11 protein-coding genes are annotated in these 10288 nt (G+C 44.5%); 3 read left to right on the top strand and 8 right to left on the bottom strand.

The window, feature by feature from the left end:
- A partial coding sequence (locus tag B7C60_RS19290; RefSeq protein WP_245869418.1) for a class I tRNA ligase family protein occupies nt 1-536 on the bottom strand: 536 nt, incomplete at its 3' end.
- A gap of 122 nt (nt 537-658) precedes the next feature.
- Here B7C60_RS19290 and B7C60_RS13265 point away from each other — a divergent pair.
- Nucleotides 659-1129, top strand: coding sequence for a zinc ribbon-containing protein (locus B7C60_RS13265; RefSeq protein WP_099612077.1), 471 nt, complete (start codon nt 659-661; stop codon nt 1127-1129).
- A gap of 27 nt (nt 1130-1156) precedes the next feature.
- Here the strand turns inward: B7C60_RS13265 and lnt are convergent, their stop codons facing one another.
- The 4 genes from lnt to B7C60_RS13285 form a co-directional block, all read right to left on the bottom strand.
- A complete protein-coding gene (gene lnt / locus B7C60_RS13270) occupies nt 1157-2683 on the bottom strand; it encodes an apolipoprotein N-acyltransferase (protein ID WP_099612078.1) in 1527 nt (508 codons plus the stop codon).
- A gap of 64 nt (nt 2684-2747) precedes the next feature.
- A complete protein-coding gene (gene corC / locus B7C60_RS13275; RefSeq protein ID WP_099612079.1) occupies nt 2748-3647 on the bottom strand; it encodes a CNNM family magnesium/cobalt transport protein CorC in 900 nt (299 codons plus the stop codon).
- A gap of 81 nt (nt 3648-3728) precedes the next feature.
- Complete coding sequence (gene ybeY, locus B7C60_RS13280; protein WP_099612080.1) at nt 3729-4193, bottom strand: rRNA maturation RNase YbeY; 465 nt, start codon at nt 4191-4193, stop codon at nt 3729-3731.
- Nucleotides 4190-5290, bottom strand: a complete 1101-nt coding sequence (locus tag B7C60_RS13285; RefSeq protein WP_099612081.1) for a PhoH family protein — start codon at nt 5288-5290, stop codon at nt 4190-4192. Before B7C60_RS13285 ends, ybeY begins: the two co-directional genes overlap by 4 nt.
- 109 nt (nt 5291-5399) lie before the next feature.
- Between B7C60_RS13285 and B7C60_RS17055 the strand changes: the two genes are divergently transcribed.
- Nucleotides 5400-5579 (top strand): hypothetical protein, encoded by a 180-nt coding sequence (locus tag B7C60_RS17055; protein ID WP_157928705.1) that lies wholly within the window; start codon nt 5400-5402, stop codon nt 5577-5579.
- Here the strand turns inward: B7C60_RS17055 and miaB are convergent.
- Complete coding sequence (gene miaB / locus B7C60_RS13290) at nt 5553-6977, bottom strand: tRNA (N6-isopentenyl adenosine(37)-C2)-methylthiotransferase MiaB (RefSeq protein WP_099612082.1); 1425 nt, start codon at nt 6975-6977, stop codon at nt 5553-5555. The genes B7C60_RS17055 and miaB overlap by 27 nt on opposite strands.
- Nucleotides 6978-7213: 236 nt before the next feature.
- On the opposite strand from miaB, the gene B7C60_RS13295 reads away from it, so the two are divergent.
- Nucleotides 7214-8371, top strand: a complete 1158-nt coding sequence (locus B7C60_RS13295; RefSeq protein ID WP_099612083.1) for a 2-octaprenyl-3-methyl-6-methoxy-1,4-benzoquinol hydroxylase — start codon at nt 7214-7216, stop codon at nt 8369-8371.
- Nucleotides 8372-8459: 88 nt separating this feature from the next.
- Here the strand turns inward: B7C60_RS13295 and crr are convergent, their stop codons facing one another.
- Together crr and ptsP are read right to left on the bottom strand one after the other, a co-directional pair.
- Entirely contained in the window at nt 8460-8969 is a 510-nt protein-coding gene (crr, locus tag B7C60_RS13300; RefSeq protein WP_099612084.1) for a PTS glucose transporter subunit IIA, read from the bottom strand.
- A 128-nt stretch (nt 8970-9097) separates the two neighbouring features.
- A partial coding sequence (gene ptsP / locus B7C60_RS13305) for a phosphoenolpyruvate--protein phosphotransferase (RefSeq protein ID WP_245869421.1) occupies nt 9098-10288 on the bottom strand: 1191 nt, incomplete at its 5' end.

Here is a 10288-nt window from a genome sequence, read left to right on the forward strand (position 1 = left end):
CAACGCCAGCAGCAGCCGTCTTCTACTTGTTCGTTAGCGAGTACGGTTTGGTCATTAGGACACCAGTTTACTGATGAGGTTTTTTTATAAACCAGACCTTTTTCGTACAGTTTGGTGAAAAACTCTTGTTCCCAGCGATAGTATTCAGGACGGCAAGTCGCGAATTCACGGCTCCAGTCATAACCTAAACCCAGTAATTTGAGTTGGTTTTTCATGTATTCAATATTTTCATACGTCCAAGGTGCTGGTGCCGTTTTATTTTTAACGGCCGCATTTTCGGCGGGCAAGCCAAACGCATCCCAACCAATCGGTTGCATGACGTTTTTACCTTGTAAACGTTGGAAGCGAGAGATCACATCACCGATCGTGTAGTTACGCACATGCCCCATGTGCAGTCGACCACTTGGATAAGGAAACATAGAAAGACAGTAGAATTTTTCTTTATTTGGGTCTTCACTTACCACAAAGGTTTGGTTGTTATCCCAGTGCTGTTGAACTTTCTGTTCAATATCTTGCGGGTTATATTGTTCTTGCATCGATGACATCCGGTTATCTTGGAATTTGTGAGTTCGGTTCGAACAGGTACTTATAGATCAACATAGAATACCTAAAGCAGCCCAGCACAACAATAGCCAATCGGTTTTGATGGAGGTGACTTATGCGAAAAGAGACAGCAGGCTATGAGGCGTTATTGGAAGACGTGGTTGAAACCCTCAAACAAAGCCCACAAGAAGTAGACCGTATTATCGAAACATCCGGCAAAGTGGTTGCCGCCGCTAATGATTTAACCAAAGACGAATTAGCGTTAATTTCAGCGTATGTAAAAGCCGATTTAAAAGCTTTTGCTGCAGAGTATGAGCAAAGTAAAAACGGGCCATTTTATTTAATGATAGCGAATACCCTATGGCAAGGGTTGTTGGACATCACGGATAAAACTAAAGTGGAATGGGTGGAACTATTTCAAGATTTGCAACATCAAGGCCTTTATCATTCTGGTGAGATGATTGGTTTGGGGGTGTTAGTTTGCGAAAATTGTGCTCATAAAGTGGAGTATAATCATCCAACGGAAATTATGCCCTGCAGGCATTGTGGTAACACTCAATTTAGTCGTCAGCCTTTACAGCCATGAGTAAGGTCACCCCTTGAATTTATCATTCTAGGGGCGATGGATTGAGCGGCGACGATTCATCCCAAGGCTGATTGCCAAACTTAATCCACACCACATATAGAGCGGCCAGCTTCCCCATTGATGATAAGGAGTTTGTCCTCGAGTGGGGGTGATTTTTGCTTTGAGGACGCCAGTTTCAAATTGCGCCAGTTGGTGGGTGATTTTACCGTATTGATCGGTGATGGCCGTGACCCCATTATTGGTCGAACGTATTAAGGGCCTACCCAACTCTAAAGCTCGCATTCGAGCAATTTCCATGTGTTGCAGTGGCCCATTCGAGCGCCCAAACCAAGCGTCATTAGAGAGTGTGAGTAAAAAATCGGTTTGCTCGGTGACGTTGGCTCTTAGCTGTTCGTTGAAAATAATTTCGTAACAAAGGGCTGGGGCAAAGGCGAATCCCTTAGCGATGATATTGGGTTGAATATAATCCCCTCGGCTAAACGAAGACATCGGGAGATTAAACAGCGGCGCAAGAGGTCTTAGCCATGCTTCGAAGGGCACAAACTCACCAAATGGCAGCAAGTGATGTTTGTGATAGCGTTGAGTGACATCGTAGCGATACTCTGCATGTTCTGTCTCACCTAACGCTAAAATACTATTAAAATAATGCCCCTGCTGATCATGGTTTAAGATGCCGGTGATGACTGCGCTCTGGTTCATTTGTGCAGCGGAATCTAAGTTGCTAAGAAATGAACCAATTTCTCCTTCAAAAGCCGGGATGGCGGCTTCTGGCCAAATAATAATATCAGCATCCCAATTTTCACGACTCAGATCGGTATATTTCATAATGGTTGGCCAACGTTGGTTGGGATGCCACTTGAGTGATTGTGGAACATTACCTTGAACGATAGCCACTGTGATGGTTCTTTCCGGTTCAGGCGTGACCCAGGAGTGCTTCTGAAGGGCTAAAGCGCTCACAAAGAATATCAAAGGGAGCAACAAAGCTAGCCATGAGCGATTCAGAAATGAATAACTCAGAGAACTTGCACTTATAATGACAACCCAAGTAATCAGCTCCACCCCTCCGATCGGGGCAAAATAAGCCAATGGACTATCTATTTGACTATAGCCGAGCCATAACCAAGGAAAGCCGGTCATTATCCAGCCTCGAAGCCAATCGCAGAGTAACCAAAGGACAGGAGCGGTGAGTAAAAACTTAACCCAATGAGTGCGAGGGAAAAAGCGATTCAGTGTCCAACTAAAGAGCGCACTATAGATGGATAAATACCCGACCAGCAGTAACATCAGAGAGAAGCTGGCGATTTTGGGTAATCCGCCAAATGTATCGATACTGATGTGTACCCAACTGATCCCAAAGCCAAATTGCCCTAAGCCCCAACAATAACCAATCAGCGCTGCTTGTTTTGCTGAACGATGATGAAGCAGTATTAGTAAGAGGCATGGGCTAAGAATAGCGAATGGCCAGACTTGATAAGGTGCAAAAGCTAAGGTGGTGAGTGCGCCGATAGATAAGGCCATCAGAGGCCGTATTAGGCGATGAATACAATTTTTCATCAACGGTAACTTTCTTAAGTAATCAGCTCAGCCAGAAGTTTGGCTGAGCAAGGTGGGCACTTTTTTACTCTTCCTGAGTTTCCGGTAGCGTTTCAAAATCAGGAATTGTCACTTGCAACTGAACCACTCGACGGCTATCTGCAGCGGTCACTTTAAAGCTGTAATGGCCAATTTCAATGACTTCACCACGAGAAGGTAAGTGACCGAATGCGGTCATGACTAAACCACCGACAGTATCGACTTCTTCATCACTGAATTGTGTACCAAAGGTATCATTAAACGACTCAATGGTAGTCAGGGCTTTGACCGCATAAGTATGCTTACTTAATTTGCGAATATCGAGTTGTTCTTCATCATCAAATTCGTCTTCAATATCACCAACGATTTCTTCTAGAATATCCTCAATAGTCACAAGGCCAGAGACGCCGCCAAATTCATCGACGACAATCGCCATATGGTAACGTTCCTCGCGGAACTCTTTCAGTAGACGATCAACGCGTTTACTTTCTGGAACCACCACTGCGGGTCGAATGACTTGTTCGATGTCAAACGGTGCGCTATTTGAGCCTAAGTATTTGAGTAAGTCCTTCGCTAATAGAATGCCTTCGACATGATCTTTATCTTCACTAATCACTGGGTAGCGAGAGTGCTGGGCATCTGTGATTAAAGCGACCAGAGAGTCCAAGTTGTCGTTACGTTCAACGGTCACCATTTGTGAGCGAGGAATCATAATATCTCGAACTCGCATCTCTGCAATTTCCATCACTCCCTCAAGCATATCTCGAGTGTCATGGTCGATGAGGTCATTCACTTCAGAGTCTCGGATCACATCCACTAACTCTTGGCGATCTTTGGGCTCACCCTGAAAGAGTTGACCTAGGCGTTCAAAAAAGGACTTTCTACTCGGACCTTCAGATTTTTCTTTTTTTCCTTCAGTAGAATGGGGCGAATTATCGTCGTTCATTGTGTCTCTTATTGATAACGCTATCAGATGTGTGATAGCTCACATTAAGCCGATGGGGACGTCAGTGATCCAATCCACCGCTTAGTTTTTCTCCGCTAAATAAGGGTCGTTAAACCCCATTTTTTGCATGATTTCGGTTTCAAGCGCTTCCATTTCATCAGCATCTTGATCATCGATATGGTCATAACCTAGCAGATGAAGGCTACCATGTACAACCATATGCGCCCAGTGGGCTATTAATGGTTTTTCTTGTTCAATGGCTTCTTGTTCGACAACGGGTTGACAAATTACCAAATCCCCTAAGAGATCGAGCTCGACCTCTGGTGGTGCCTCAAAAGGGAAAGAGAGCACATTGGTTGGTTTATCTTTGCCGCGATAGTCTAAATTTAGCTGATGACTCTCTGCTTGGTCAACGATTCGAATCGTCACCTCTGCTTGGTGCTGGAAAGGCATGATTGCCGCGGTAAGCCAGTTTGAAAAATCCTCAAAACTCGGTAAGTTTTGCTCATTTTCAACTGCAATTTGTAAATCCAGTTCAATACTCATGATTGATTTGATTCCTCAGGCGTTGATTGTGGCGAGGTGGGACTGGTTTCTTTCAATTTAGCGTCTCGCTCTTCACGTCGGCGTTGTTCATAAGCTTTACGTTCTTTTTGATCTTGTGTTTCCCATTTTTCATAGGCGTTAACAATACGTGCCACAACGGGATGGCGAACCACATCGTCTGATTGAAAAAAGTTAAAGCTAATTTCATCAACTTCGCTGAGCACTTCAATCGCATGACGTAGTCCTGAACGCGCCCCTCTGGGTAAGTCAATTTGGGTGACATCGCCAGTAATAACTGCGCGAGAATTAAAGCCAATTCGGGTGAGGAACATTTTCATTTGTTCCACGGTTGTATTTTGGCTTTCATCAAGGATGATAAAGGCATCATTGAGTGTACGACCACGCATATAAGCCAGCGGAGCAACTTCAATGACATTGCGTTCAATGAGTTTTTCTACGCGCTCAAATCCCAACATTTCAAATAGTGCGTCATACAACGGACGTAAATAAGGATCGACTTTTTGGCTGAGATCTCCAGGTAAAAAACCTAATTTCTCTCCAGCCTCAACGGCAGGGCGAGTGAGTAGAATGCGGCGGATTTCTTGCCTTTCTAGCGCATCAACGGCTGCAGCGACGGCTAAATAGGTTTTTCCTGTTCCAGCTGGGCCAATACCAAAACTGATATCGTGGGTGACCATGTTGACTAAATATTGAACTTGATTTGGTGTGCGAGGTTTGATTACCCCTTTTTTAGTCTTGATCAACACCTCTTTACCATGAGTGATAGCGGATGCCTGATGTTGCTCTAAAACCCCAGCCTCTTTAATCGCAAGGTGCAGCTGCTCAGGGTCAATATCAGGAATTTGGCCACGAACCGGCGCAGTATCAACATAAAGAGTTTTGAGGAGATCTATCGCAGCAGAAGCTGTGTGAGCTTTACCAACAACGGTAAACAGATTACTACGGTGATTGATCTCCACCCCTAATCGACGCTCTAGCTGTTTGATATTATCGTCGAAAGGGCCACATAAACTGGCTAGGCGGTGGTTATCAGAAGGTTCAAGATTAATTTCTAAGGTTACGACTTTATTGCTCAAATTGGCCTCTCAATCAGTCATTGAATGGTGCCCGATGATGACGGGCATACAATGACACTATGTGCTAGTTTGGTGGTAAAATCAGCTGCGCTGATTTTAGTAACTAAGCGTGAGTACTCCTTTCTCCGAGCGAGATCCCTGTGATCTTAAAGTTGCCACTAAGCTCAATCGCCCCAATCACATGGTCAGTGCTATGTTCATGGGGCATGCTTATCACCTATCGGCAACGCCAAGTGATTTTGGCATTAAAGTTCATCAAGGTTTATGGGGTGAAAGTAGCCACACCTAGCTCATCTTCACGACGAGTTTTAGCCATCATTTGTGATGGAGAAATCAGGACGCGAAGGTTCATTTCTTGTTCGGTACGCACCAGTTCCCCACGTAAGGAATTTGGGAACACATCGACAATTTTTACATCAACAAACTGGCCGATAAGTTCAGCTGGCCCTTCAAAGTTAACGACGCGGTTATTTTCAGTACGACCACGCAATTCCATCAGGCTTTTCTTTGATGGACCTTCAACTAAGATGCGCTGTTCAGTGCCCAGCATTAGGCGCGAGTAACGCATCGCTTGACTGTTGATCTGTTGCTGTAATTCGTACAGTCGTGCTTTTTTGGTCTCTTCAGACAGGTCGCATGGGTAGTCTGCGGCCGGAGTTCCTGGTCGAGGAGAAAAAATAAAGCTAAAGCTCATGTCAAAATCAACCTCACGAATGAGCTTCATAGTGTCTTGGAAATCTTTATCCGATTCACCAGGGAAGCCGACGATAAAGTCGGAGCTGATTTGAATATCAGGACGAGCTTTACGTAGTTTACGAATGATCGATTTATACTCAATCGCGGTATGTGGGCGTTTCATCATGGTTAAGATGCGATCACTGCCACTTTGTACTGGAAGATGTAGGAAGCTGACGAGCTCTGGTGTATCTTCATAGACGGCGATGATGTCATCTGTAAACTCTAATGGATGACTGGTCGTAAAGCGAATACGGTCAATACCATCAATTGAGGCGACTAAACGTAGTAATTCAGCGAATGAACAAATGGTGCCATCGTGCATGGGGCCACGATAGGCATTGACGTTTTGTCCGAGCAGGTTCACTTCACGAACCCCTTGTTCTGCTAGTTGGGCAATTTCATACAACACGTCATCCATTGGACGGCTAACTTCCTCACCACGCGTATAAGGCACAACGCAGTATGTACAGTATTTAGAGCAGCCTTCCATGATCGAAACAAAGGCGGTTGGCCCTTCTGCACGAGGTTCTGGCAAACTGTCAAATTTTTCAATTTCAGGAAAAGAAATATCCATCACTGGGGCTTCGGTCGATTGAGATTGTCTGATCATTTCAGGCAAACGGTGTAGGGTCTGCGGCCCAAAAATAACATCCACAAAAGGTGCACGCTCACGGATATGATCCCCTTCTTGGGTCGCGACGCAGCCACCTACGCCAATCACTACATTTGGCTTTTTATCTTTTAATGTTTTCCAGCGGCCAAGCTGGTGGAAAACTTTTTCTTGCGCTTTTTCACGGATCGAACAGGTATTTAGTAGTAGGACGTCTGCTTCCTCTGGCTCTTCCGTTAACTCATAGCCATTTGCTGCATTAAGCAGATCGGCCATTTTGGATGAATCGTATTCGTTCATCTGGCAGCCCCAGGTTTTTATTAGCAGTTTCTTACTCATCTCACTTTCGCTCGTTCAATAATTCGTTCAAATAGGAATCCGCCATCTCAGCGGTAGCGGCGTATTGTACTGCTTTCGTTTGTGACTGACTAGTGATAGACAAAAATCTCTGCTAACCATTTGTCAGTACTTAGTTTTTTCCTTACTAACAGCAAGGTTTTTAGTGAAATATATTCGCAAAAAAAGCCTTAACACGTACAATGGGTTACAAGTAAAATTAACCTAAAGTGGCGAAGATGAACCCGTTTGATGTGATTGTAATTGGTGGGGGAATGGTAGGTGCAGCAGCAGCATTAGGCCTTGCTAAACAGGGGCGACGAGTTGCTCTGGTTGAAGGGGAGGCTCCAGTGCTGTTCTGTCCAGAGCAGCCGATGGATGTTCGAATTTCAGCTATTTCGCACACCTCCGTTGCGTTACTCGATACGTTGGGAGCATGGGAAGGGGTGAAGCAAAAACGAGTTTGTCCTTACCGCCGCTTAGAAACGTGGGAACATTCAGCGTGTCGAACTCGTTTTACTAGTGAAAGTTTAGGTTTAGCCCAATTAGGGTTTATGGTTGAAAATCGAGTGATCCAATTAGCCATTTGGGAACAGTTTAGCCATTGTCCTGAGTTGACCGTTTTTTGTCCAGATAAACTGAGTAATATCCAGTATCAAGCAACCGGTGCACACCTAGTTACCTTACAGTCGGGCACAACGCTGGCAGGCGAGTGGATTATAGGTGCGGACGGAGCCAACTCTCAGGTTCGTTCATTTGCCCACATCGGAGTGACCGCGTGGGATTATCGTCAACATTGCATGTTGATTAATGTGCAGACAGAAAAACCGCAACAAGATATTACCTGGCAACAGTTTTTTCCTTCAGGCCCTCGCTCATTTTTACCGCTGCAAGGCCAGCAAGCTTCATTAGTTTGGTATGATTCGCCGAGACGAATCAAGCAGCTTATGAACTTGAGTGATCAGCAGTTAGGTGATGAAATAGTCAGTCATTTTCCTTCTGAACTGGGCAAGATCTCCGTGATTCAACGAGGGGCGTTTCCATTAACTCGTCGTCATGCCCAGCGTTATGTTAAGCAAAGATGTGTTCTTATTGGGGATGCAGCTCATACGATTAATCCTTTGGCGGGGCAAGGGGTTAATTTAGGTTTCAAAGATGTTGCCGCTTTATTGGCTGTGACACAAGGAGAGCAAAAGCTGACAGAGGAACGGTTTCAATGTTACGAACGCAAACGTCGTTCGGATAACTTATTAATGCAAACGAGCATGGATCTATTTTATAAAACCTTCAGCAATCATTCGCTTCCATTAAAACTGATACGCAATATGGTGTTAAAAGGAGCGGAGCATTCAGGGCCGATTAAAACACAGATTTTACGGTATGCGCTTGGACTTTAGGTTGGGTTTAAATAACTAATGGTAACAATCTCAAAATAAAAAACGCTGCCGGGTAAGGGCAGCGTTCCAGTCAAGATATCGTATTGAATTACTTGGTTACACGAAGTACAGGTGTTTCACCTACGGTTACCGAGCCAGACAATTTGCTAAGCTCTTTAATTTCATCCATGTTAGAAATAACAACAGGAGTCAATGTCGATTTCGCTTTCTCTTCGAGTAGAGCAAGATCGAATTCGATGATGGTGTCGCCGACTTTTACCGCTTGACCTTCTTCAGCAATACGTTTGAAACCTTCGCCTTTTAGCTCTACGGTATCGATACCGAAGTGAACAAATAACTCAACGCCATCATCCGATTCAATAGAGAAAGCATGGTTAGTTTCAAAGATTTTACCGATAGTACCATTTACAGGGGCAACCATTTTGTTACCTGCTGGTTTAATCGCAATACCATCACCAACGATTTTCTCGGCAAACACGACATCTGGCACGTCTTCAATGTTTACAATTTCACCAGAGAGAGGTGCAATAATGTCGATTGCACCTGCGTCAGCGCTGTCGTCAGAGACTAGCTTCTTAAGTTTGTCAAACAGACCCATTGTGTCATGCTCCTAACGTTTAAATTTATTTTATTGAAGTATAGTATACCAATCCCAAACAATAGACGACTATTTTTATATCCTTCAAGGAGTTTGCTCATCATCACCTATTGTAGGGGAGATTTTTCTTATTGGCACTTCTCTGCGATGAATTTTTCAACGCAAGCTTCAATTTCTGCCGCAGTTGGTAGAGATAATGCTTTCTGTGCCATTGCTTTTACTTCGGCAAAGTTCGAGTTACGGATGACTTTCTTCACTTTAGGGATAGAAATGCCACTCATAGAAAACTCGTCTAAGCCCATACCTAACAATAACAGCGTTGCACGCTCATCGCCAGCAAGCTCACCACACATACCGGTCCATTTGCCCTCTGCATGGGAGGCATCAATCACTTGTTTGATGACCGTTAATACTGCCGGTGACAGTGGATTATAGAGGTGAGAAATCATTTCGTTACCGCGATCAACCGCGAGTGTGTACTGCGTTAAATCGTTGGTACCGATAGAAAAGAAAGACACTTCTTTTGCTAAATGATGAGCAATCGCTGCAGCAGCAGGGGTTTCTACCATCACACCAATTTCGATGTTTTCATCAAACGCTAACCCTTCGCGACGAAGTTCCGCTTTATATTCTTCAATCGCTTCTTTTAGGGCTCGAATTTCTTCAACTGATATGATCATCGGAAACATGATACGCAATTTACCGTGTGCGGATGCTCGTAAAACACCACGTAATTGGTCACGTAAAATTTCACGGCGATCTAAACTGATACGGACTGCGCGCCAGCCTAAGAAGGGGTTCATTTCTTTTGGCAGGTCCATGTATGGAAGATCTTTATCGCCGCCAATATCCATGGTACGAATAATAACAGATTGCCCATCCATCGCTTCAGCGACTTCTTTATAGGCTTGATATTGTTCTTCTTCGGTAGGCAGAGCATCGCGATCCATAAATAGGAATTCGGTACGGTAAAGGCCGACACCTTCGCCACCATTACGGATGATACCGTCACAGTCTTTCACGGTGCCAATATTACCGCACACTTCTACACGATGGCCGTCAAGCGTTTCTGCGGGTAAATCTTTCAGCTTTGCCAACTCTTCTTTTTCCGCTAGGAAAGCTTGTTGAACTTGTTTTGCCTGCTCAAGCTCAGCTTCTGTTGGGTTGACAAAAATTTGGTTATTGATCGCATCTAGAACTAACGTGTCACCATTTTTTACTTGTTTGGTGATGTTGTTAGTACCAACAATGGCTGGCAGCTCTAAGGAGCGAGCCATAATTGATGTATGTGAGGTGCGCCCCCCAATATCACAGGCAAA

The organism is Vibrio fujianensis (assembly GCF_002749895.1).
Classification (GTDB): domain Bacteria; phylum Pseudomonadota; class Gammaproteobacteria; order Enterobacterales; family Vibrionaceae; genus Vibrio; species Vibrio fujianensis.

What these genes read in the sequence shown, in the direction of transcription:
- crr (WP_099612084.1), bottom strand. Translation starts at nt 8,969, where the DNA reads ATGGGTCTGTTTGACAAACTTAAGAAGCTAGTCTCTGACGACAGCGCT.
- ybeY (WP_099612080.1), bottom strand. Translation starts at nt 4,193, where the DNA reads ATGAGTATTGAACTGGATTTACAAATTGCAGTTGAAAATGAGCAAAAC.
- lnt (WP_099612078.1), bottom strand. Translation starts at nt 2,683, where the DNA reads ATGAAAAATTGTATTCATCGCCTAATACGGCCTCTGATGGCCTTATCT.
- corC (WP_099612079.1), bottom strand. Translation starts at nt 3,647, where the DNA reads ATGAACGACGATAATTCGCCCCATTCTACTGAAGGAAAAAAAGAAAAA.
- B7C60_RS13265 (WP_099612077.1), top strand. Translation starts at nt 659, where the DNA reads ATGCGAAAAGAGACAGCAGGCTATGAGGCGTTATTGGAAGACGTGGTT.
- B7C60_RS13295 (WP_099612083.1), top strand. Translation starts at nt 7,214, where the DNA reads ATGAACCCGTTTGATGTGATTGTAATTGGTGGGGGAATGGTAGGTGCA.
- miaB (WP_099612082.1), bottom strand. Translation starts at nt 6,977, where the DNA reads ATGAGTAAGAAACTGCTAATAAAAACCTGGGGCTGCCAGATGAACGAA.